At 66.5% G+C, this 20224-nt stretch carries 21 protein-coding genes and 1 pseudogene; 11 read left to right on the forward strand and 11 right to left on the reverse strand.

Annotated elements, in window-relative coordinates; translation table 11 throughout:
• Window positions 1-9: 9 nt before the first annotated feature.
• From astE to FAZ11_RS15955, 10 genes are all read right to left on the reverse strand, one after another.
• Complete coding sequence (gene astE, locus FAZ11_RS15910) at window positions 10-1017, reverse strand: succinylglutamate desuccinylase (protein ID WP_058774312.1); 1008 nt, start codon at window positions 1015-1017, stop codon at window positions 10-12.
• Between the two features lie 36 nt (window positions 1018-1053).
• Entirely contained in the window at window positions 1054-1350 is a 297-nt protein-coding gene (locus FAZ11_RS15915) for a hypothetical protein (protein ID WP_058762350.1), read from the reverse strand.
• Between the two features lie 14 nt (window positions 1351-1364).
• Window positions 1365-2726 carry an N-succinylarginine dihydrolase gene (gene astB, locus FAZ11_RS15920; RefSeq protein ID WP_137279366.1) on the reverse strand — a complete coding sequence of 454 codons (1362 nt, stop codon included), beginning with the start codon at window positions 2724-2726 and terminating at the stop codon, window positions 1365-1367.
• Window positions 2723-4186: a succinylglutamate-semialdehyde dehydrogenase gene (astD, locus tag FAZ11_RS15925; protein WP_137279365.1), complete on the reverse strand. Its 1464-nt coding sequence runs from the start codon at window positions 4184-4186 to the stop codon at window positions 2723-2725. Before astD ends, astB begins: the two co-directional genes overlap by 4 nt.
• A gap of 9 nt (window positions 4187-4195) precedes the next feature.
• Complete coding sequence (gene astA, locus FAZ11_RS15930; protein ID WP_137279364.1) at window positions 4196-5203, reverse strand: arginine N-succinyltransferase; 1008 nt, start codon at window positions 5201-5203, stop codon at window positions 4196-4198.
• A 26-nt stretch (window positions 5204-5229) separates the two neighbouring features.
• Complete coding sequence (aruF, locus tag FAZ11_RS15935; RefSeq protein ID WP_058767168.1) at window positions 5230-6249, reverse strand: arginine/ornithine succinyltransferase subunit alpha; 1020 nt, start codon at window positions 6247-6249, stop codon at window positions 5230-5232.
• A 62-nt stretch (window positions 6250-6311) separates the two neighbouring features.
• On the reverse strand, window positions 6312-7532 hold the full coding sequence (locus tag FAZ11_RS15940) for an aspartate aminotransferase family protein (protein ID WP_137279363.1): 1221 nt from the start codon (window positions 7530-7532) through the stop codon (window positions 6312-6314).
• 187 nt (window positions 7533-7719) lie between these two features.
• Window positions 7720-8184 carry an outer membrane lipoprotein gene (locus tag FAZ11_RS15945; RefSeq protein WP_058762357.1) on the reverse strand — a complete coding sequence of 155 codons (465 nt, stop codon included), beginning with the start codon at window positions 8182-8184 and terminating at the stop codon, window positions 7720-7722.
• Window positions 8185-8318: 134 nt separating this feature from the next.
• Window positions 8319-8966 (reverse strand): pyridoxamine 5'-phosphate oxidase, encoded by a 648-nt coding sequence (gene pdxH, locus FAZ11_RS15950; protein ID WP_137279362.1) that lies wholly within the window; start codon window positions 8964-8966, stop codon window positions 8319-8321.
• 82 nt (window positions 8967-9048) lie between these two features.
• Window positions 9049-9894, reverse strand: coding sequence for an OmpA family protein (locus tag FAZ11_RS15955; protein ID WP_137279361.1), 846 nt, complete (start codon window positions 9892-9894; stop codon window positions 9049-9051).
• Between the two features lie 270 nt (window positions 9895-10164).
• Here FAZ11_RS15955 and FAZ11_RS15960 point away from each other — a divergent pair, with 270 nt between their 5' ends.
• The gene (locus FAZ11_RS15960; RefSeq protein ID WP_058779163.1) at window positions 10165-10968 is read left to right on the forward strand and encodes a formate/nitrite transporter family protein; all 804 of its coding nucleotides are present in this window, start codon (window positions 10165-10167) and stop codon (window positions 10966-10968) included.
• On the opposite strand, the gene FAZ11_RS15965 is transcribed toward FAZ11_RS15960, so the two are convergent.
• Window positions 10954-11883 carry an AraC-like ligand-binding domain-containing protein gene (locus FAZ11_RS15965; RefSeq protein ID WP_058793556.1) on the reverse strand — a complete coding sequence of 310 codons (930 nt, stop codon included), beginning with the start codon at window positions 11881-11883 and terminating at the stop codon, window positions 10954-10956. The two genes, FAZ11_RS15960 and FAZ11_RS15965, sit on opposite strands and share 15 nt — an antisense overlap.
• Window positions 11884-12226: 343 nt before the next feature.
• On the opposite strand from FAZ11_RS15965, the gene FAZ11_RS24690 reads away from it, so the two are divergent.
• The 10 genes and pseudogenes from FAZ11_RS24690 to FAZ11_RS25220 all read left to right on the forward strand — a co-directional run.
• Window positions 12227-12379: a hypothetical protein gene (locus tag FAZ11_RS24690; RefSeq protein WP_155523357.1), complete on the forward strand. Its 153-nt coding sequence runs from the start codon at window positions 12227-12229 to the stop codon at window positions 12377-12379.
• Between the two features lie 33 nt (window positions 12380-12412).
• Window positions 12413-13468 (forward strand): aliphatic aldoxime dehydratase, encoded by a 1056-nt coding sequence (oxdA, locus tag FAZ11_RS15970; RefSeq protein ID WP_058786513.1) that lies wholly within the window; start codon window positions 12413-12415, stop codon window positions 13466-13468.
• 45 nt (window positions 13469-13513) lie between these two features.
• Window positions 13514-14377 (forward strand): transporter, encoded by an 864-nt coding sequence (locus FAZ11_RS15975; RefSeq protein WP_137279360.1) that lies wholly within the window; start codon window positions 13514-13516, stop codon window positions 14375-14377.
• A 174-nt stretch (window positions 14378-14551) separates the two neighbouring features.
• The gene (locus FAZ11_RS15980; RefSeq protein WP_058762364.1) at window positions 14552-15031 is read left to right on the forward strand and encodes a group I truncated hemoglobin; all 480 of its coding nucleotides are present in this window, start codon (window positions 14552-14554) and stop codon (window positions 15029-15031) included.
• Window positions 15032-15124: 93 nt separating this feature from the next.
• On the forward strand, window positions 15125-16639 hold the full coding sequence (locus FAZ11_RS15985; RefSeq protein ID WP_058779168.1) for an amidase: 1515 nt from the start codon (window positions 15125-15127) through the stop codon (window positions 16637-16639).
• Window positions 16640-16670: 31 nt separating this feature from the next.
• A complete protein-coding gene (nthA, locus tag FAZ11_RS15990; RefSeq protein ID WP_058777011.1) occupies window positions 16671-17300 on the forward strand; it encodes a nitrile hydratase subunit alpha in 630 nt (209 codons plus the stop codon).
• 16 nt (window positions 17301-17316) lie between these two features.
• Window positions 17317-17970, forward strand: a complete 654-nt coding sequence (gene nthB / locus FAZ11_RS15995) for a nitrile hydratase subunit beta (RefSeq protein ID WP_137279359.1) — start codon at window positions 17317-17319, stop codon at window positions 17968-17970.
• On the forward strand, window positions 17967-18386 hold the full coding sequence (locus FAZ11_RS16000) for a nitrile hydratase accessory protein (RefSeq protein WP_058786516.1): 420 nt from the start codon (window positions 17967-17969) through the stop codon (window positions 18384-18386). The genes nthB and FAZ11_RS16000 overlap by 4 nt, the downstream gene beginning before the upstream one ends.
• Window positions 18387-18434: 48 nt before the next feature.
• Complete coding sequence (locus tag FAZ11_RS16005; RefSeq protein WP_058786517.1) at window positions 18435-19112, forward strand: energy-coupling factor ABC transporter permease; 678 nt, start codon at window positions 18435-18437, stop codon at window positions 19110-19112.
• A 61-nt stretch (window positions 19113-19173) separates the two neighbouring features.
• Window positions 19174-20151: pseudogene (locus tag FAZ11_RS25220) on the forward strand (PAS domain-containing protein); the annotation flags it as partial.
• Window positions 20152-20224 lie beyond the last annotated feature (73 nt).

Here is a 20224-nt window from a genome sequence, read left to right on the forward strand (position 1 = left end):
GGTTGCCTCTCATGCCGGGACGACGATGAGTCCGGCCCGCAGCCCCACGGCTACCTTGGGATTGGGGAAGATGATGCGCGCGTCGGCCTCGTCGACGATCCAGCGCTCGCTGCCGTCCTCGGCCAACAGCGAACCCTGCCGCAGTGGCGAGAAGTTGGCCACGTCGTCCGCCAGATGCAGCTGGAAACGCGAGCTGGACTTGAAGACCTGGCGCGCCACGCGGAATCGCAGCAGTGAAGAGTCGGGCGGCGGCAACTCGGCTTCACGCCCCTCGACCAGGGCTTCGAGCATCAGGCGCAGGCGACTCAAATCGAGTTCGCTGTTCTCGCCGAAGGGGCGCGCCTGGCCCAGCTCCAGGGTCAGGGCCTCGGCCTGGCATTCGGCATAGGTGTAGGCGCTGAAGGTGATGCCCGGTTTGTCGTAGAGCAGTACGGCTTCGATGCCGGCGGCTTCGAGGCGCTGGAGTTCGGTTTCGGAATGCTGGCGACCGGCGCTCCAGGGATAGAGGGCGAAGCGCGGCAGCGCCGAGGCGCGCAGGGCGGTGTGCAGGTCGTAATGCAGACGGGCGCGGTCCGGCTTGCTGAAGAACTGCGCGGACAGCCGCTCGAGATCGTTGGCGCGCTGGGCCTCGGGGCCCTCGGCCTGGGCATGGCGCCCGTTGAACAGGCGATTCAGATCCTGCTCGACATAGCGGGTGCCGCGGCGCATGGCATCGGGGTTGCCGTACATGAACAGTAGGCGACTGGCAGGACGCAGGGCGCCGCTGGCGATACCGCCGAGCAGCTCGTCGAGCAATTCCATGGGCGCGGTTTCATTGCCATGGATGCCGGCCGAGAGCAGCAGGTCCATGCCGTTATCGCGGGCGACCGGAGGTGTCACTTCCAGGACGCCCTCGGCCAGCCAATGGAGACGGGTACCGTCGGCGGTCAGTTGAATCTTCTCGGTCGGCTCACGGCCGGCCAGGGTCAGGTCCAGCAGGCGGCCAAGCGCCAACCGATAACGTTCAGATGCAGCCATGCTCTACTCCGCTGAGCGACGTGTCGCGCTAGATACTCAATGATCGTGGCCGCAACCGCAATCGGCGTCATGCACATGATTCTCATCGCCGTCGTCGGCGAAGGTCTCCAGGGCGATGGTCAGACCGAGGGCATTCAGGGCCTGGGGCCGCAATACCAGCACCGGGGTCTGCTCTTCGTCGTCCTGGGAGTCGGCGAAGATATTCAGACCACCCGCGCCATCGGCTTCCAGCCAGAGGTCGCGGCCAGCGAGACGGATGGCCAGGCGCTGGACCTGGATTTCCTGCTGCTGGTCAGCGTTGGATTCGAGGATGAGGTCGAGACGGTCGCTCATGGAGACTCCGGGTATCAAGGCAGTTGGAAGGGGTAAACCGAGCCGAGGCCCAGCAACTGGGTCAGCTCGTCCAAGGCGGTACGGACCTCACCCAGCAATTGCGGATCGGCGAGATCGGCCGGTTCCAGGCGATCACGGTAGTGGCGATCCACCCACTCCAGCAACTGGGCATGCAGCGCCGGTGTGAAGCGCACCGCCGGATTCACCGCCGCCAACTCGTCGGCCTTGAGCGCCACGCGCAGGCGCAAGCAAGCCGGCCCACCGCCGTTCTGCATGCTCTGCTTGAGATCGAAGACCTTGACCTCGCCCAGCGGTCCCTGGCCGCCCACCTGGGCTTGCAGATAGTCCCAGACCGCGGCGTTCTGCCGGCACTCGTCGGGCACCACCAGGAGGGCGCCCTGGCCTGGGCGATCCAGCAACTGGCTATTGAACAGATAGGAGCGCACGGCGTCGCCGACGCTGATCTCGCTGCGGCGCACGCAGAGACGCTGCAACCGGCCGCCGCGCTGTCCGAGCTTGAGTTCCAGTTCGTCCAGCACGCGATCGCTGTCGAGGAAGGCATCCTCGTGATGGAACAGCACCTGGGCGTTGCCCACCGAGATGACGTCGTTGTGGAAGACGCCCTGATCCACCACCGCCGGATTCTGCTGGGCGAAGACCACGCCCTCCTCGCTCAGCCCATGCAGCCGGGCGATGGCCTGGGAGGCTTCCAGGGTCTGCCGCGCCGGGTAGCGATGGGGTTCCGGATAGCGCGGATCGAAGGCACTGCGACCGAAGACGAAGAATTCTACGCCCGGGGCGCCGTGATCGCGGCTGAATCTCGTGTGGTTGGCCGCGCCTTCGTCGCCGAACTGGGCTACCGAGGGCAGCGGTGCATGGTGCTGGAAATGCGCCGGATCGCGAAACATGGCCTGGAGGATGCGCGCCGTGGTGCTCGGCTCGAGGCTGCGGTGGAACTTGCAGGCCAGGTTGGCGGGGGTGAAGTGCACACGACCGTCGCGGGTGTCGGCGCTGGGGCTGACGGTGGCGGCGTTGGCCGTCCACATGGCCGAGGCCGAACTGGCCGAGAGCAGTAGCGGCAAGGCCTCGCGAGCGGCGCTTTCCAGTACCTGGGCATCGCTGCCGGCAAAGCCCAGGCGCCGCAGCGAGGCGATGTCGGGCCGCTCGTGGGGCGCCAAGACGCCCTGCTCGAAGCCCAGCTCCATCAGCGCCTGCATCTTGGCCAGGCCCTGGCGCGCGGCCTCACGTGGATTGGAGCGCTGTTGCTTGCTGGCCTGGGAGGCGACGTTGCCGTAGGACAGCCCGGCATAGTTGTGGGTCGGGCCGACCAGGCCGTCGAAGTTGACCTCCCGAGCAGCGGGGGCGACGTGACTCATAGCGGTAGTCCTGGAGGCAATTGGGCGGGCAGACGCAGGGTGTCACTTTCCAACGAGGCGACTGGAAAGGCGCAGTAATCCGCGGCGTAGTAGGCACTGGGCCGATGGTTGCCGGAGGTCCCGACGCCGCCGAAGGGTGCCGCGCTGGCCGCACCGGTAAGAGGACGATTCCAGTTGACGATGCCGGCGCGTACGCCCAGCCAGAACCTTTCGTAGGTGGCCGGATCGTCGGCCAGCAGCCCGGCCGCCAGGCCGAAGCGGGTGGCGTTGGCCAGTGCCAGGGCATCGTCGAAGTCGCCATAGCGCTGGACCTGCAACAGCGGACCGAAGACCTCTTCATCGGGCAGGTCGGCGATCGCCGACACGTCCAGGATGCCCGGTGTGAGCAGCGCGCGACCTGCTTCCGGCTGCCGCATCTCCAGCAGCGCGCGTCCACCCTGCGCCAGGCGCTGGGCCTGGGTACGCAGCAGGGCCTCGGCGGTCGCCAGGGAGATGACCGTGCCCATGAAGGGAGCTGGCTCGGCGTCGAAGCGCCCGACCGCGAGCCCAGCGCTGACCGTGACCAGGCGCTCGAGCAACGCATCGCCCCAGGCGCCCTCGGGGACGAGCAGGCGCCGGGCGCAGGTGCAGCGCTGCCCGGCGGAGAGAAAGGCGGACTGGACGATGGTCAGCACGGCCGCCTCCAGATCGGCGACCGGCGCCACCACCAGCGGATTGTTGCCGCCCATCTCCAAGGCCAGCAGCCGCTGGGGACGCTCCGCGTTGAGCCGGTGCAGGGCGGCACCCGTGGCACTGGAGCCGGTGAAGAGGATGCCATCCAGGCCGGCGTGGGCGGCCAGCGCCTCGCCGGTGGCGCGGCCGCCCTGGACGAGATTGAGCACCCCGGCCGGCAGCCCGGCGGCGATCCAGCAGTCCAGGGTCAGGGCGGCGAAGCGCGGCGTCAGCTCGCTGGGCTTGAACACCACCGTATTGCCGGCCAGCAGCGCCGGCACGATATGGCCATTGGGCAGATGGCCGGGAAAGTTGTAGGGACCAAATACCGCCAGTACCCCGTGCGGGCGATGGCGAGTCACGCTGCGGGCATCGGCTACGACCGCGGAACGCTCACCGCTGCGCATCTCCTCCGCCTGGGCGGAGATGGCCACCTTGGCGATCATGCTGCCGAGCTCGGTGTCAGCCTCCCATAGCGGCTTGCCGGTTTCCTCGGCGAGCGCGCGGGTCAGCTCAGGGCGACGCTGCTGCAGCACCTGGGCGAAGGCCTGGAGGATCTCCAGTCGCGCGGCCTGGCCGCGTCTTTCCCAGGCGGGAAAGGCCTGGCGTGCCGCCGCTATGGCCTGATCGACATCCGCCGCGTCGGCCGCCGCGCCCTGCCAGAGCGTGGCGCCAGCATAGGGGTCGATCGAGGTAAAGGTTGCGCCCTGACCGGGGCGCCATTGTCCAGCGATGTACAGGCTGTCCATAGGGTCTCCTCAGGGCATCAGCCGCACGGCACGGACCTGGGCGCCGGCCATCAGCCGCAGCTCGCGGGCAGTGGCCAGGTCCACCACCAGGGTGCCCGCGGCCAGCCGGGCGCGGGCGCTGGTAATGCGGCAGTCCTGGCACTTGCGGTTGTGGATCAGATAGACCTCGGCGTCGTCGCCCGGCGTGCCCACGGCCAGCACCAGACGCTGGCTGTCGCGGATCGCCCTGACCTTGGCGGTCTCGGCTTCCAGGGTCGGGCCGGCATCGAAGATGTCGACGTAGCCCTGGTAGTTGAAACCCTCGGCCTCCAGCAAGCGGCGCGCGGCTTCGGTGTCCGGGTGGACCCGGCCGATCACCTGGCGCGCCTCGGGGGTGAGGAAGCAGGTGTAGAGCGGGAAGCGCGGCATCAGCTCGGCGATGAAGCCGCGGTTGCCGATGCCGGTGAGGTAGTCCGCCTGGGAAAATTCCATCTTGAAGAAATGCCGGCCTAGGCCTTCCCAGAAAGGCGACTGGCCGTTGCTATCGGACATGCCGCGCAGCTCGGCGATGAGGCGCTCGGCGAACAACTCGCGGAATTCGGCGATGAACAGGAAGCGCGACTTGGACAGCAAGCGCCCCGCCGCCCCGCCGCGGCGATCGGCGCGCAGGAACAGCGAGCAGAGCTCGGAGCTGCCGGTCATGTCGTTGGCGAGGAACAGCGTGGGGATCTGCCGATGGATGTCCAGCTCGCGCGAGGCGCTCACCGTCAGTCCGACACGGTAGTTGTACCAAGGCTCGCGCAAGCCCAGGGCAGCGGCGATGCCGGCGATGCCGATGACTTCGCCGTCGTCTTCCAGGGCGAAGAGATAATCCGCATCGGCGGGCTGGGCCTGCTGCAGGAAGCTGCGCTCGGCATTTTCCACCCGCTGCAGCAGACGCTCTTCGCTGGCGGGCAGCGTGGTGAGGCCGGCGCCGGCCGCTTGCGCCAATTGCAGCAGCGCGGGCACATCGACACGGGTGATGGGACGGACGATCATCGGACCTCCAAAGACGCTAGGATCGGCTACAGCGCTACCAGACGGACCCGATCGCCTTCGGCGATTTCCAGGGCGGCGATCTGCTCGGCGGAAAGGGCAAGGGTCTCGCCGGGTGCCCAGCGCAGCGGCGTGGCCAGCGCCCGGAAGTTCTCCAGGCCGTCGTTGGCGATGAGGAACCAGGGCGCCTCGTCAGCTGCCGGCGCGCCTTCGCTTACCGGCACCAGACAGCTCTCGGCAATGGAACGGATGGCGGTGGTCCGGGCATGCAGCGTCGGGCCGCCATCGAAGATGTCGATGTAGTTATCGGTCTCGAAGCCTTCGCGACTGAGGATGTCGAAGGTGATCTGGGCCCGCGGATGCACCTGCCCCATGGCCTCCTGGGCGCTATCCGGCAGCAGGGGGACATAGAGTGGATAGGTCGGCATCAATTCGGCGAGGAAGGTGCGGCTCTTCTGCCCGGACAGGCGTTCGGCCGCGGCGTAGTCCAGGTCGAAGAAGTTGCGCCCTACCCCGTTCCAGAATGGCGATTCGCCGGCGTCGTCCGACAGACCGACGATCTCCACCACCACCGACTCGGCGAACCGCTCCGGATGGGCAGCCATGAACAGCAGGCGGGCACGGGAGTTGAGTTCGGCATGGGGGGTGTCCAGCAGCGGTCGCTGGACATAGAAGCTGCTCAGCAGGCTGTTGCCGGTCAGGTCGTGACAGAGCGACAGCACATGGACCTTGTTATGGATCTTCAGCTCGCGCGAGGCGTGGATGAAGGTCTCGTTGCGAAAGCTGTAGAAGGGTTCGGAGAAACCGGCCGAGGCGACGATGGCCGAACACCCCAGCAGCTCGCCGCTGGCGGTGTCTTCGAGCACGAAGAAATAGCTCTCCTCGCCGTGGAAGCCCACCTCGGCCGCCAGCGACGACTCCGAGGCGCGGATCTTGTCGCGCAGGCGCTCGGGGTTGTCGGGCAGCGAGGTGACGCCGACCGGGCTATCTGCGGCGAGCCGCTGGACCAGGGGTAGGTCCGCCGCGCGCGCAGGGCGCATTACCAGCATGAGAACTCCTTGTGTACGGATCCATCCCTGGATACGAGCGGTACGCGTCCCGCGTCCGGAGATTAGCCTTGCGTGAGGCGCGCCAGAGCACGATCCAGGCGCGCCAGACCTTCGTCGATATCGGCTTCGGGAATGATCAGGCTCGGCGCGATACGCAGCACGTCCGGACCGGCCTGCAGGATCATCAGGCCCTCCTCGTTGGCGGCGGTGACGATATCCTTGGCGCGCCCCTTCCAGCTGTCGTTGAGTACCGCGCCGATCAGCAGGCCCATGCCGCGGACCTGCTCGAACAGACCGTAGCGGGCGTTGAGACGCTCCAGGCCCGCAACGAAGCGCTGGTGCCGGGCAGCGACGCCGCTCAGGGTCTCGGGCGTGGCGACGATGTCCAGCAGCGCGGCGCCGACGGCGCAACCCAGCGGGTTGCCGCCATAGGTGCTGCCGTGTACGCCGGCGCTGAAATGCTTGGCGAGTTTGTCGGTGGTCAGCATGGCCGCCAGCGGGAAGCCGCCGCCGATGCTCTTGGCGGTGGTGAGGATGTCCGGCACCACGCCGTAATGCTGATAGGCGTAGAGGTGACCGCTACGGCCCACGCCACTCTGCACCTCGTCGAAGATCAACAGGGCGCCATGGGTGTCGCACAGGCGACGGGCACCTTCGAGGTAGGCCTGGTCGGCCGGCAGCACGCCACCCTCGCCCTGGATGGGCTCGAGGATGACGGCGCAGGTCTTGTCCGACACCACGGCTTCGAGGGCCGCCAGGTCGTTGTAGGGCACATGGCGGATGCCTTCGATCTTGGGACCGAAGCCATCGGAATACTTGGGCTGACCACCCACGCTGACGGTGAACAGGGTACGGCCGTGGAAGCTATTGCTGGCAGCGACGATCTCGTAGCGGCTGCCGCCACTGACATCGTGGCCATAGCGGCGGGCCAGCTTGCAGGCCGCCTCGTTCGCCTCGGCACCGGAGTTGGCGAAGAACACCCGGTCGGCGAAGGTGTGGTCCACCAACTTGCGCGCCAGGCGCAGGGCGGGCTCGTTGGTGTAGATGTTGGAGACGTGCCAGAGCTTGCCGGCTTGCTCGGTCAGGGCGTTGATGAGCGCAGGATGACCGTGACCCAGGGCACTGACGGCGATGCCGCCAGCGAAGTCGACGTATTCACGGTCGGCCTGGTCCCAGACGCGGGAGCCCTCTCCTCGCACCGGGATGAACGCGGCAGGGGCGTAGGTCGGAACCATCACCTCGTCGAAGGCGGCGCGTTGCACATTGGGTTGAGCAGCGGACATCGGGGTACTCCTGCCGATCACGGCGGTCACTGAAGGGGATTGTAGGGCGAGCCATTAGGGCGGCATTGCGCCCAGGCGACAACTATTTACGGACGAAAACGCAAACGGGCGTCCGATTCGCAGTCTAGCGATTCGGCCGCCCGTTCTGGAAGGGTGTGGACGTATCTGGTTGGATACGTCCTGAAGATCAGTTGGGCGCGACGCGGCTGGTGCCGTCGACGGTCAGGATGCGCACGCGCTCGCCGACCCGGAACATCTCACCCTTGCTCACCGCCTGGACGTAGGCACGGGTGCTGCCATCGTCTTCCTTCACGGTGATCTCCACGCCGTTGGCCTTGGTGAAGCCTTCTTCGGTCGCCGCGCCCAGCAGACCGCCGGCTACCGCACCGATGATGGCGGTGACGAAGCTGCCACGCCCACCGCCGATGGCACTGCCACCGATGCCGCCGACGATGGCGCCAGCGCCTGCGCCGATGGGCGACTGGGTACCCTCGATGGTCACGGGCCGCAAGGCGACGATGGTACCGGTGCGGACCGTCTCGGCCTGCATCACCTGACCACGGGAATAGACGTCGCCGGACTGATTGGAGACGCAACCGGCCAACAGGGCGACGGCGGTCAGCGAGGCGGCGAGTTGGAGGATTCTTTTCATGGCGCTACTCCACAAGCAGTTGAAGAGACGGGACCGCACTGGGCGGGTCCTTAATAAGGCAGATCGCTATATCCTTGACCCAGAGCGCCTGGGGAGGTTTCCGGCGACTCTAAAGACGATACCTTGCGAATGCCTTAAGGCGCCAGGCGCTGGCGCTGCCAAGCGCCCTCGACCCACTGGTAGTCCAGGCGATCATGCAGGCGGCTGGAGCGGCCTTGCCAGAATTCGATGCGCTGCGGCTTGAGGCGATAGCCACCCCAGAACGGCGGCCGACTCGGCTCGCCATCGGCGAAGCGTTCCTGCACGGCAGCCAGACGCTGCTCCAGCTCATGGCGGTCGGCGATGGTCCGGCTCTGGGGCGAGGCCCAGGCGCCCAGGCGACTGCCCAGGGGACGTACGCGATAGTAGGCGTCGGACTCTTCACCGGACACCTGCTCCACCATCCCTTCGATACGTACCTGACGCTCCAGCGCCGGCCAGAAGAAGGTCATGGCCGCGCGTGGCTGGGCGGCCAGTTGCTGGCCCTTGGCGCTGTCATAGTTGGTATAGAAGACGAAGCCCTGGGCATCGACGCCCTTGAGCAGCAGCACGCGACAGTGGGGTTGCCCCTCGGCATCGACGGTAGCGAGCCAACAGGCATTGGCTTCGACGGGAGGTTGCTCGGTGCGCACCGCCTCTTCGAACCACTGGCCGAAGAGGGCGTAGGGATCGGCGGGCGCCTGAGCTTCGGTCAGGCCGTCGCGGGTGTAGTCGCGACGCATATCGGCGAGGGACGGTGACATTGGTGGTCTCCTGCTGGATCGTGATGACCTAGCTTAACCAAGTCCCGCCCCGGTCGCCTGCTTCAGGACAAGCTTTGCCGACCTAGCGTGCGGCCAGGGACTGCAGGCTGGCCAGCACGGTCGCCCGCGGCTGGATCAGCACCTCGACGCGACGGTTGGCGGCGCGACCGGCCGCGGTGGCGTTGTCGGCACGCGGATGGGCAGCGGCCAGGCCACGCACGATCAGGCGATTGCCGCTGTAGCCGCTGAGGCGGAAGATCGCCGCCACGGCTTGCGCACGCTGCAGGCTGATCTTGTCGTTGAGCGCCGCGGCGCCGGTGCTGTCGCTGAAGCCGAGCACGATGACGGCGCTGTCGTCGTCGGTGCTGACCGACTTGGCGGAGCGCGACAGCGGGCCGAGCATGGCCGGCAGCAGCAGCTCGGCGCGATCCGGATTGAAGGAGCCGTCCACCGGGGTCACCAGCACCAGGGCGTCGTCCCGACGCTCGACCCTGACGTTGCTGCCCGCCACGGCAACGCGCAGCTTCTGCTCGTGCTCGTCCAGCCAGGCCTTGCTGACCTTGACCGGTACCGGCTTGAGGGCTTCCCCCTGGGCAACGGGCTTGACGTCCTCGCCGCCGAACGGCCACCACCAGTGGCCACCCTTGGTGTCGGCCGCCGCGGCCTGCTCGGATTTGGCGGCCGGTGCCTTGGCCGCGATCTTGGTTTCGGCCTTGGGCTCCGCGGCCTTGGCTACCGGCTTGGTCGGCTCGGCAGGCTTCTCGCTGCCGCCGAAGGGCCACCACCAGTGGCTGCCGCTGGCAGCGTTGCTGGCTTGGGCGTTAGCGGGCTTGGCGGACGCAGCGGCCTGGTCGCCATGGCCTTGGAAGGAACTGCAGGCGGATACGCCCATGCAGAGGATAAGGGTGGTGGATTTGATCAGCTTCATGCAAAGTTTCCCATCGGCGAGCCGGAGGACGAGTGGATCCAGCGCCCCGGCCAGAGCCGTAGCGCAAGTGAACTTAAAGTAGTTTCGAGATTGTGGCCGCAAACCTACGCCGCGCAAAGCGGCGGAGTCACGAAATTTGCGTGCGTGCCGACCAGCGGCAGGGGTAGGTATGTCATAGCATCAGCCTATGACCTCCATAGCCAACGCCACCTTGTGACTGCTGTTACAACCTTCTTACAGTCCGCGCGTCGTTCCCTCCCCCGAGTCATCATGTCTCTGAATACCCCCAAGGAAATCGCGCTGCTCGCCGTACAGGCAGGAGTCGCCAAGAGTCGGCTGTCCATTGGTAATCTGCTGGTGCTGGGTTTTCTCGCCGGCGCCTTCATTGCCCTGGGCTTCCTGTTGGACATCCATGTCATAGGCACCCTGCCCGGCAGCTGGGGCTCGCTGAGCGCCCTGCTCGGGGCGATGGTGTTTCCGCTGGGTCTGATTCTCACCGTGCTGGCCGGCGGCGAATTGCTCACCGGCAACATGTTGCTGCTGCCCATGGCCTGGTTCGCCCGGCGCATCCGCCTGCTGGCGGTGCTGCGCAACTTCTTCTGGGTGACCCTGGCCAATCTGCTCGGCGCGCTGGCGGTGGCCTACTGCTTCGGCCACCTGCTGGGGCTCACCGAAGGCGCCTTCCTGGCCAAGACCACCGCCATCGCCCAGGCCAAGGTGGCCGCCAGCTTCATGCAGGCGTTCATTTCCGGGGTGGGCTGCAACTGGCTGGTCTGCCTCGCCGTCTGGTTGGCCTTTGCCGGCAAGGACGTGACCGGCAAGCTCCTGGCGATGTGGTTCCCGATCATGGCCTTCGTCGCCATCGGCTTCCAGCACGTGGTGGCGAACATGTTCATCCTGCCGGCCGCCGTCTTCGCCGGGACACTGGAGTGGGCGCAGCTGCTGCCCAATCTCGTCGCGGTGTTCCTCGGCAATCTGGTCGGCGGCGCGGTGTTCGTCGGCCTGGGTTATCACCTGGCCTACCGGCCGGGCAAGCAGGCGGCCGAGCGCGAGGGGGCGTCAGTGCCGCTGTAGCAGCGAGTGGGGCGCAACGCCAAAGGCTTTGCGAAAGGCGCGGCTGAAATGTGAGAAATCGGAAAAGCCGAAATCCAGCGCTGCCTGGGACACGCTACGGCAACGCCCCTGCTCTATGGCCTGGCGGCTGGCCAGGAGCCGCTCTTGGAGAATCACGCTCATCAGGGTTTTCTGATGACGGGCAAAGGCCCGGGTCACGGTGCGAGTCGAGACGTGGTGCGCCTGGGCAACGCTCTCCAGATTCAGTTGCGGATCGCTCAGATGTCTCAGGACATGGTTCATCAGGCGTGGATAGAGATCCCGCTCAGCCACGGCCCGCTCCGAGCCCTGCAGTTCGAGACTCAGCACCAGTAGGTCGAGCAGGGTCTGGGAGAAACGCAGGGCGTAGGTCTCGTCTTCCAGCGCCGGCGAGCCATCGGCGGCCTGGCGCAGCATTTCCCGCAGCGGCACGATGCCAGGCCGGGCTTCGTCGAGCACCGTGGCGGTGAGCCGCTCCACGCCGGGTAACCGGGTACTGAGCAGGTAGCGCGGAATGCGCACCAGGCGGTTGTCACCGCCGAGGCTGAAGTCGAAGGCCTGATCGGCGTCGTAGAGAAAGAGGCGATTCGGTGCCAGGACCGCCTGCCGGCCGCCCTGCTCCAGCTGTCCATGACCGCCTTGGCTGAAGCCGAGCCAGAGATCGTCGTCCGGCCCGCTGCGCAGATGGCTGGCACTGCGCCGCCAGTGGTGCAGCGGTGCGGACAGCGTACAGACGTCCAGCAAACCCAGCGGCGTTACCTGGAGTTGGGCATCGAAGTCCAGCCCGGACTCCTGTCGGCTGGATGCCGGAATGCAATGCCGGCAGACCACTTCCTTCCAATACTCGAAGCGCCGTTCCGCAGAAACGACCAGGGTGGAGTAGCGCGTGCTGCTCATGCTGCTCATCCTCGTTGTGACCGACCCTATCGGGCAACGCAGACCGCAACAACCATGCCATCCGCGGCCTAGACGGCTTCGCGCCCTTGCCTCGGCACGCCGCCCGCACGGCCTGCAGGCTGCCAGGTGGCTATCGCTACCTAACTCTCGCCCATCCGAAGCTTGCCGACGCTGCACCCAAGGCATGCAGCGGCCACGTTCGGCCGTTCCGCCATGGTGCAAACCGCAGCGGATCTGCCCCGTTGTCCCTCCCAGTCAAGCACCTGTCCAGCTGGAACAAGCCGGTCCAGACGGCTGCGCCTTACCTTGGCCCTCAGCGAAGCCTAGACCCGCAGGTATCGAGATGATCAGCCCTGTCACCCCTCTTTCAACCGCCGAATGGGCCAGTGCCCATCCCGGCGAGCTGGTGGCTGAAGAAGCCATGGCGCTACTGATCGTAACGGCCTGGCAGCACCTGATGCTGCGCCTGAGCAGCCGGACCAGGGTTCGTCGGTAACAGCCTATCCAGCCGTGTCTCGAGGAGTTCACCATGGAATCCGCCATCGCCAAGCACCTGCAATGCCCCCGTACTTTGAGTCGTCGCGTACATGACGAGTACGAGCCGCCCTACCCCATGTTCGTCGCCCGCGCCGGCGAAGACCTGACCCAGGTCGTCATGGCCTACCTAGGCGTGCAGTTCCGTCAGGAGCGGCGCGCTGCGGCCTTGCAGGCACTCCGTACCCTGGTGGCCAGCTTCGCGGCCGCCGACGGGCCCGGCAATCACGACCTCACCTATCACGAAGATGCCCAGGGCTACGGCAACTTCATCGTGGTGGGTTACTGGCGTGATCCCGCCGCCTACTGTCGCTGGCTGCATTCGCCTGAGGTCGCCGACTGGTGGGCGGCTGATGCACGGCTGCAGGAAGATCTGGGCTACTTTCGCGAGGTGATAGCGCCGCGGGCCGAGCAGTTCGAGACGCTGTATGCCTTCACCGAGGATCTGCCCGGTGTCGGCGCGCTCATGGATGGCATCAGCGGTGATATTCAGGAGCACGGTTACTGGGGCTCGGCACGGGATCGCTTCCCGGTCTCCCAGACCAGTCGGATGCAGCCCGACACCGAGCTCCAGGTGATCTCCGGCGACCCCCAGCAGGGCGGACGGGTGGTGATCCGCGGCCACGACAACCTGACGCTGATCCGCTCCGGCCAGGACTGGGTCGAAGCCGGCCAGGAAGAACGCGACATCTACTTCAACGAATTGCTGCCGCCGCTGCAGGCGGGCATGGATTTCCTGCGCGATGAAGGCCAGGCACTCGGCTGCTACAGCAACAGATTCGTCCGCAACATCGACCTGGACGGCAATCTGCTGGACATCGCCTACGACATCGGCCACTGGCGCTCGCTGGACAAGCTGGAGCGCTGGGCGGAGTCCCATCCGACGCACCTGCGCATCTTCACCACCTTCTTCCGAGTGATCGGCGGCCTCTCCAAGCTGCGGCTGTACCACGAGGTGTCGGTCGCGGACGGCAACAGCCAGCAGTTCGAGTACATCAATTGCCACCCCGCCACGGGAATGCTGCGCGATGCGCGTCCCCTATCGGCCTGAAGCCCATCCTGACGCCAGCCCTCTCATCGAAAAGGATCTTCCATCATGAAGACGCTCCGCTATGCGCCTCTGGCGCTGCTGCTCGCCAACCAAGCCCAAGCCCTCGAGGTGGCACCCGGCGACTACGAACAGCTCCCAGCCGGTACCAACCTGGGCGTGCTCTATTACCAACATGCGACCACCGACCGCCTCTATGCCAAGGGTCACCAGGTCCAGCCCGACGCCCGACTGACCTCGGACATCGGCATCCTGCGTCTGGTCCATGTTCTCGGACTGAGCGATACCGTCACCCTGGATCCCCAGCTGCTGTTGCCCTTCGGTCATCTCGACGCCAGCGGCGATATCGCGGCCTTGGGCAGTGCCAATGGCACCGGCGATCTCATCTTCGCCGCGCCGCTGCGTTGGCGGCTCAACCCGGAGCGCGACATCCTCGCCATCACGCCCTATGTCTACGCACCCACGGGCAGCTATGACCGCGACCACGCGCTCAACCTTGGCGAGAACCGCTGGAAGCTCGATCTCCAGGCCGCCTACGTCAAGCACTTCAACGACAAGTGGGCGATGGACCTGGTCGCGGACGCCATCTGGTACGGCGACAACGACGACTATGGCCCTTCAGGCGTGCGACGCGAGCAGGACACTTCCTACGCCGTCCAGCTCATGGGGCGCTATCAATTCGATGAGCGCACCAGCTTCGGGCTTGGCTTCGGCCACAACTGGGGCGGTGAAAATCGGATCGATGGGGTCGCCCAGGACGACCGCACGAAAACCACCAATTTCCGTGTCACCGCCGCGACCTTTCTCACCACCACCGACCAGGTGCAGCTCCAGCTGGGGCGCGACCTGGCGGTCGACAACGGCTTCCGCGAAGACTTCCGGATGAACTTGCGCTACGTCCACGTTTTTTGATGAGCGCAGGGCAAGGCGAGCGGATCCTCGCGGGCACCTGCAGTCCTTCTCGGACAAATGACTGTCCTTCCCAGCCAAGCCCATCCGCCTTGGTCTGCCCTAGTGTGAATGCGGCCGCGGGAATCCTGGCGGCGACCAGAAGACGACCCACCGTATCGATTTAGGAGAGAGCCCATGACCAGCGCACTACAGCCTTCACTCTATGAACGCCTCGGCGGCTATGACGCCATCTATAGCTTCGCCGGCCTGATCCTGCGCAAGTGCATGGAGCATCCAGCCATCGGCCATATCTGGAGTCACATGTCCGAATCGACGTTCCAGAAGGAACACATCAACTTCGTCGACTTCCTGGCCGAGCACTGGGGCGGCCAGGCCAAGTACCGCGGTCGGGACATGGTGACCGCCCACCGCGGCATGGGCCTGACCGAGGTCCACTGGCAAGCGGTCTTCGAATGCCTCGACGCCTGCTACGAAGACGCCGGGGTGCCTGCCGACATTCGCGAGGAAGTCAACGCCTTCCTGACCAAGTTCAAGCCCGCGGTCATCGGCAGCCCGTCGTATCGCGACGTGGTCCTGGCCCATCCCGAAATGGACGTAGCCAAGGGCATGCAGAGCGTGGGCATCACCTGGCCAGAGCCGGGCAAGAAAGGCTAGCGCCAGCCCCTCACCGCTCCGCTCGCCGGAGCCTGTGAAACCTCTTCGACAGCCCGCCGCCGGACGGTACCGGCGCTTCTAAAGGACACCCACATGGCCATCACCCGCCCTACTCCCGCCCAACTCCAGGCCCTCGCCAACCGCCTGCACATGCAGCTGAGCCCCGACCAGGCACAGGATTACCTGGAGCTGATGCAGGCCAGTTTCGACGCCTACGACCTGATCGACGACCTGCCCGACGAGGTCCCGCCGGTAAGCTTCGCCCGCGGCGCCGGTCACCGGCCTGGTGCCGCGGAAAATCCGCTCAACGCCTGGTACTACCGGGCCGAAGTCCAGGGTGCCAGCAGCGGCAAACTGGCCGGGCGCACCGTGGCGCTCAAGGACAACATCGCCCTGGCCGGGGTGCCGATGATGAACGGCTCCACCACCCTCGAAGGCTTCGTACCGAGCTATGACGCTACTGTGGTGACCCGCCTGCTGGAGGCCGGCGCCACCATCCTGGGCAAGGCCACCTGCGAACATTTCTGCCTGTCCGGCGGCAGCCACACCTCGGATCCCGCACCGGTGCACAATCCTCGTCGGTATGGCTATAGCGCCGGCGGCTCCTCGTCCGGCAGCGCCGCCCTGGTGGGCGCCGGCGTGGTGGACATGGCCATCGGCGGCGACCAGGGCGGCTCCGTCCGTATCCCCTCGGCCTTCTGCGGTACCTACGGCATGAAGCCCACCCACGGCCTGGTGCCCTATACCGGGGCCATGCCCATCGAGGCGACCGTGGATCACCTCGGCCCCATCACCGCCAACGTGGCCGACAACGCCCTGATGCTGGAGGTGATCGCCGGCGCCGATGGCTTGGATCCGCGCCAGTATGCGCCGCCGGTGGCTCCCTATACCCAGGCCCTGGAGCGCGGGGTGGCGGGCTTGCGCATTGGGCTGCTCAGCGAAGGCTTCGGGCTGGCCAACCTGGATCCGCGGGTGGCGGACAGAGTCCAAGAGGCCGCCGCGCGGCTGGAGGCTCTGGGAGCCAGGGTCGAGGAGGTCTCGGTACCCGAGCACCTGCTGGCCGGCGCGCTCTGGCAGCCCATCGGCTGCGAGGGCCTCACCGCCCAGATGATGCACGGCAACGGCATGGGCTTTAACTGGAAGGGTCTCTATGACGTCGGCCTGCTGGATGCCCATAGCGCCTGGCGCGAGCGGGCCGATGACCTGTCGCCCACCCTCAAGCTGTGCATGTTCGTCGGCCAGTACGGTCTCGAGCGCTATCGCGGGCGCTTCTATGCCAAGGCCCAGAACATCGCCCGCCGCGCCCGGGCCGGCTATGACCTGGCGTTGGAGCGCTACGACCTGCTGCTGCTGCCCACCCTGCCCATCGTCGCCCAGCCGCTGCCGGCGGCGGACGCCCCCCTGGCCGAGTACGTCGCCCGCGCCTTCGAGATGATCGGCAACACCGCTCCCCTCGACATCACCGGTCATCCGGCGCTGTCGCTGCCCTGCGGCACCGTGGATGGCCTGCCGGTTGGGGCGATGTTGGTGGGTCGGCATTACGCCGAAAGCACGATCTACCAGGCCGCCGCCGCCTTCGAGGCCAGCGTGGACTGGCAAACCCTGTGAGACGGACCCGCTCGACCGAGGAGGAAACCACATGAGCCATGACCATCATCACGACCATGACCACGATCACACCGAGCCACCGGAAGACGTCGCTCTGCGCGTCAAGGCGCTGGAATCGCTACTGCTCGAAAAGGGCTTGATCGATCCGGTCGCCATGGATGCCCTGATCGATACCTACGAGCACCAGATCGGCCCGCGCAATGGCGCCCAGGTGGTGGCCAAGGCTTGGGCCGATCCGGAGTACCGCCGCCGTTTGCTGGAAGATGCCACCGCCGCCATCGCCGAACTGGGCTTTTCCGGCGTCCAGGGCGAGGACATGGTGGTGGTGGAAAATACCCCGGCGGTGCACAACGTGACCGTGTGCACCCTCTGCTCCTGCTATCCCTGGCCGACCCTGGGGTTGCCGCCCGCCTGGTACAAGTCCGCGCCCTATCGCTCGCGCATCGTCATGGACCCGCGCGGGGTATTGGCCGAGTTCGGGCTGAGCATCGCCGCGGATCGGGAGATCCGCGTCTGGGACAGCAGCGCCGAACTGCGCTACCTGGTGCTGCCGCAGCGCCCGGACGGCACCGCTGGCTGGAGCGAAGAGCAACTGGCCGCCCTGGTCACCCGCGATTCCATGATCGGCACCGGGCTGGCGCTGCCACCCGCGGCCACCTAGCAGAGGAGTTTTGTCCATGAACGGTATCCACGATCTCGGCGGCATGCATGGCCTCGGCCCCGTGGCGCCACCCGCCAGCGAGCCGGTGTTCCATGCCGAGTGGGAGCGGCGGGTGTTCGCGCTCTTTCCTTCGCTGTTCGTCGGCGGCTATTTCAATGTCGACGAATTCCGTCACGCCATCGAACGCATGGCGCCCAGCGAGTACCTGGAATCGAGCTACTACGAACACTGGCTGCACGCCTTCGAGACGCTGCTGGTGGAAAAAGGCGTGATCAGCGCCGAGGAGCTGCACGGCCAGGCCAAGCCGACAGCGCCGACCCAGCCGGTCACGGTACTGACGCCCGAGCTGGTTCAGCCAGTGGTACTCGGCGGGGCCTCGGCCCGGACCACCCATGGCGAGCCGGGACGCTTCCAGCTTGGCGATCAGGTGCGCACCCGTAACCTCAACCCTGCGGGCCACACCCGCCTGCCGCGCTATGCCCGCGGCAAGCTCGGCACCATCGAGCGGGTGCACGGGCTGTTCATCACGCCGGACACCGTCGCCCATGGGCTGGGCGAACAGCCGCAGCAGGTCTACGCGGTTCGCTTCAGCGCTCGGGAACTCTGGGGCAACGACAGCCCGGATTCCATCTGCATCGATCTGTGGGACAGCTATCTGGAGGCGGTATGACGACTCTCGCACTCGAACAGCCCCTGTCGCCCAGCGGAGAGGGCCCGGCCTTCGACAGCCCCTGGCAGGCCCAGGCCTTTTCCCTGGTGGTCCATCTGCACCGCGACGGACTCTTTCCCTGGCAGGACTGGGTGGCGATCTTCAGCGCCGTGATAAAGGAAGCACCAGCTACCGCCACCGAAAGCATCAATGACGCCTACTACCGGCAGTGGTTGCTGGCGACGGAGCGCCTGGTGGAAAGCCTGGGCCTGACCACGGCAACGGCCATCGCCGAGCGCACCGAAGAATGGCGCCAGGCCTATCTCAACACGCCCCATGGCCAGGCGGTGGCCCTGAGCCACGCCAGCTGTCCGCCGAGCGCCGGGCACCACCACCCACCTCGCCGCACGCCCGTGGCCGTCAGCCAGGCGCACTAGCACTTCCCCCCCCCCCTTACGCCGCCCCATGGCGGCCTGGAGATCGTCATGCATATCGAACCTGGACTCGTGGATGCCGCCAAGATCGGCCTGAGCTACCTGACCGCCGCCGGTGCCGGCGCCTACGGCCTGAAACTGCTGGGCGCGACGCTGCGCGAGCGTGGCCTGGTGTCGCTGCTGGCGCGCAGCCTGGCGACCACCGCCCTGGTGTTCGCCTTCTTCGAGGTGCTGCCGCATTACCCGGTCGGTGTCTCCGAGGTCCATCTCATCCTCGGCTCGACGCTGTTCCTGCTGTTCGGCGCCGCGCCCGCGGCCCTGGGCCTGGCCCTGGGCCTATTGTTGCAGGGCCTGTTCTTCGCCCCCTTCGACCTGCCGCAGTACGGCATGAACGTCACCACCCTGCTGGTGCCCCTGTTCGCCACGGCGGCGCTGGCCAAGCGCCTGATCGCCCCCAGTACGCCCTACGTAGCCCTCACGTATCGCCAGGCGCTGGCGCTGTCCACCGCCTTCCAGGCCGGCATCGTCGCCTGGGTGGCCTTCTGGGCGCTCTATGGCCAAGGCTTCACCAGCAGCAACCTGGTCGCCATCACCCACTTCGGGGGTGCCTACCTGAGTGTCATCCTGCTCGAACCCCTGGTCGACCTGGGGGTGCTGGCCCTGGCCAAACGCGCCGCCCGCCTGCAAGGCCATGCCTTGCTCGAACGCCGCCTCTATCAAACCGCCTGAACGAAGAACCGCGTCCGCGGCGCCACAGTTGGCGCCGCGGCAGGTCGCCAAGGAGTTGCTGATGGACCTCTTCAGTCGCACCTTCAATCGCCAGCTCGACGGCCTCATCAGCGCCCTGCAGACTGGCGCAAGAGCGACCCCGCTCGCAACGGCGGACGCCAGGCTGAAACGGCTGGAAACCACCGTCGACCAGCAACTCGCCGAGCGGCTTGACCTCGTCCAACAGATCAGGGTACTGCAGCTGCAGACGGAGCAGCTGGATGTTCAATGCCAAGATTTGCAACGGCAGCTGGCCTTGGCCGAGCGACGTTGGCAGCTGGTCGCTCCCGCCAATGGGGCCTGTTGGGAAATCAGGCTACCCGCCCCTGGTCGGGGGCAGGATGAGCCGACCCTACGCTGGTCCGCAGACATTGCTGGCCTCGGCGCTCTACCGACTCGGTTGCAGGCTTGGTTGGAGCTGATCCATCCGGACGAGCGCGCGGAGATCCGCAAAGCCCTGCTCACCCCTCAGGGACCGAACCCATTCAGCTTCGAACTGCGCCTGGCAGAGGGCGCCGGCACCTATCGCGGCTTCACCTTGCAGGGTCGACGCCTCGCTGGCACCCCAGGGGAGGCACCGCTGCTGCTGGGCACGCTACAGGACGTTCACGAGCAGCGCAGCCGCGACCGGGCCCATGCCCTGCTCAAGATCCGCTTCGATATCGCCCGCGACTGTATCCAGGATGCCCTGTGGGATATCGACATCAAGGACGGCGATCCGGCCAATCCCTCCAATGTCATCTGGTTCTCCCCGCAGATGCGGCGCTTGCTCGGCTACGAGTCAGTGGAGGAATTTCCCGATGTGCTCAACAGCTGGCTCTCCCATCTGCACCCCGAAGACAGCGACCGCGCCGTGCAGGCCTTCGTCGATCATGTCGGCGATCGCAGTGGCAAGACGCCTTTCGACGTCTCCTACCGACTCCGGTTGCGCAGCGGAGACTATCGTTGGTTCCGCGGACGCGGCGAAAGCCAACGCAGTGCGGACGGCACCGCATTGCGCACGGTCGGCGCCATCATCGATATCCAGAGCCAAGAAGAGGAACGCTGGTTGCGCCAGGAGTACGAGCAGCAGA

It is taken from the genome of Pseudomonas rhizoryzae (assembly GCF_005250615.1).
GTDB lineage: Bacteria > Pseudomonadota > Gammaproteobacteria > Pseudomonadales > Pseudomonadaceae > Chryseomonas > Chryseomonas rhizoryzae.

What these genes read in the sequence shown, in the direction of transcription:
- aruF (WP_058767168.1), bottom strand. Translation starts at nt 6,249, where the DNA reads ATGCTGGTAATGCGCCCTGCGCGCGCGGCGGACCTACCCCTGGTCCAG.
- astA (WP_137279364.1), bottom strand. Translation starts at nt 5,203, where the DNA reads ATGATCGTCCGTCCCATCACCCGTGTCGATGTGCCCGCGCTGCTGCAA.
- FAZ11_RS15940 (WP_137279363.1), bottom strand. Translation starts at nt 7,532, where the DNA reads ATGTCCGCTGCTCAACCCAATGTGCAACGCGCCGCCTTCGACGAGGTG.
- FAZ11_RS16005 (WP_058786517.1), top strand. Translation starts at nt 18,435, where the DNA reads ATGCATATCGAACCTGGACTCGTGGATGCCGCCAAGATCGGCCTGAGC.
- pdxH (WP_137279362.1), bottom strand. Translation starts at nt 8,966, where the DNA reads ATGTCACCGTCCCTCGCCGATATGCGTCGCGACTACACCCGCGACGGC.
- FAZ11_RS15985 (WP_058779168.1), top strand. Translation starts at nt 15,125, where the DNA reads ATGGCCATCACCCGCCCTACTCCCGCCCAACTCCAGGCCCTCGCCAAC.
- FAZ11_RS16000 (WP_058786516.1), top strand. Translation starts at nt 17,967, where the DNA reads ATGACGACTCTCGCACTCGAACAGCCCCTGTCGCCCAGCGGAGAGGGC.
- oxdA (WP_058786513.1), top strand. Translation starts at nt 12,413, where the DNA reads ATGGAATCCGCCATCGCCAAGCACCTGCAATGCCCCCGTACTTTGAGT.
- astB (WP_137279366.1), bottom strand. Translation starts at nt 2,726, where the DNA reads ATGAGTCACGTCGCCCCCGCTGCTCGGGAGGTCAACTTCGACGGCCTG.
- FAZ11_RS15945 (WP_058762357.1), bottom strand. Translation starts at nt 8,184, where the DNA reads ATGAAAAGAATCCTCCAACTCGCCGCCTCGCTGACCGCCGTCGCCCTG.
- FAZ11_RS15915 (WP_058762350.1), bottom strand. Translation starts at nt 1,350, where the DNA reads ATGAGCGACCGTCTCGACCTCATCCTCGAATCCAACGCTGACCAGCAG.
- nthA (WP_058777011.1), top strand. Translation starts at nt 16,671, where the DNA reads ATGAGCCATGACCATCATCACGACCATGACCACGATCACACCGAGCCA.
- astE (WP_058774312.1), bottom strand. Translation starts at nt 1,017, where the DNA reads ATGGCTGCATCTGAACGTTATCGGTTGGCGCTTGGCCGCCTGCTGGAC.
- FAZ11_RS15980 (WP_058762364.1), top strand. Translation starts at nt 14,552, where the DNA reads ATGACCAGCGCACTACAGCCTTCACTCTATGAACGCCTCGGCGGCTAT.
- FAZ11_RS15960 (WP_058779163.1), top strand. Translation starts at nt 10,165, where the DNA reads ATGTCTCTGAATACCCCCAAGGAAATCGCGCTGCTCGCCGTACAGGCA.
- FAZ11_RS15955 (WP_137279361.1), bottom strand. Translation starts at nt 9,894, where the DNA reads ATGAAGCTGATCAAATCCACCACCCTTATCCTCTGCATGGGCGTATCC.
- FAZ11_RS15975 (WP_137279360.1), top strand. Translation starts at nt 13,514, where the DNA reads ATGAAGACGCTCCGCTATGCGCCTCTGGCGCTGCTGCTCGCCAACCAA.
- FAZ11_RS15965 (WP_058793556.1), bottom strand. Translation starts at nt 11,883, where the DNA reads ATGAGCAGCACGCGCTACTCCACCCTGGTCGTTTCTGCGGAACGGCGC.
- astD (WP_137279365.1), bottom strand. Translation starts at nt 4,186, where the DNA reads ATGGACAGCCTGTACATCGCTGGACAATGGCGCCCCGGTCAGGGCGCA.
- FAZ11_RS24690 (WP_155523357.1), top strand. Translation starts at nt 12,227, where the DNA reads ATGATCAGCCCTGTCACCCCTCTTTCAACCGCCGAATGGGCCAGTGCC.
- nthB (WP_137279359.1), top strand. Translation starts at nt 17,317, where the DNA reads ATGAACGGTATCCACGATCTCGGCGGCATGCATGGCCTCGGCCCCGTG.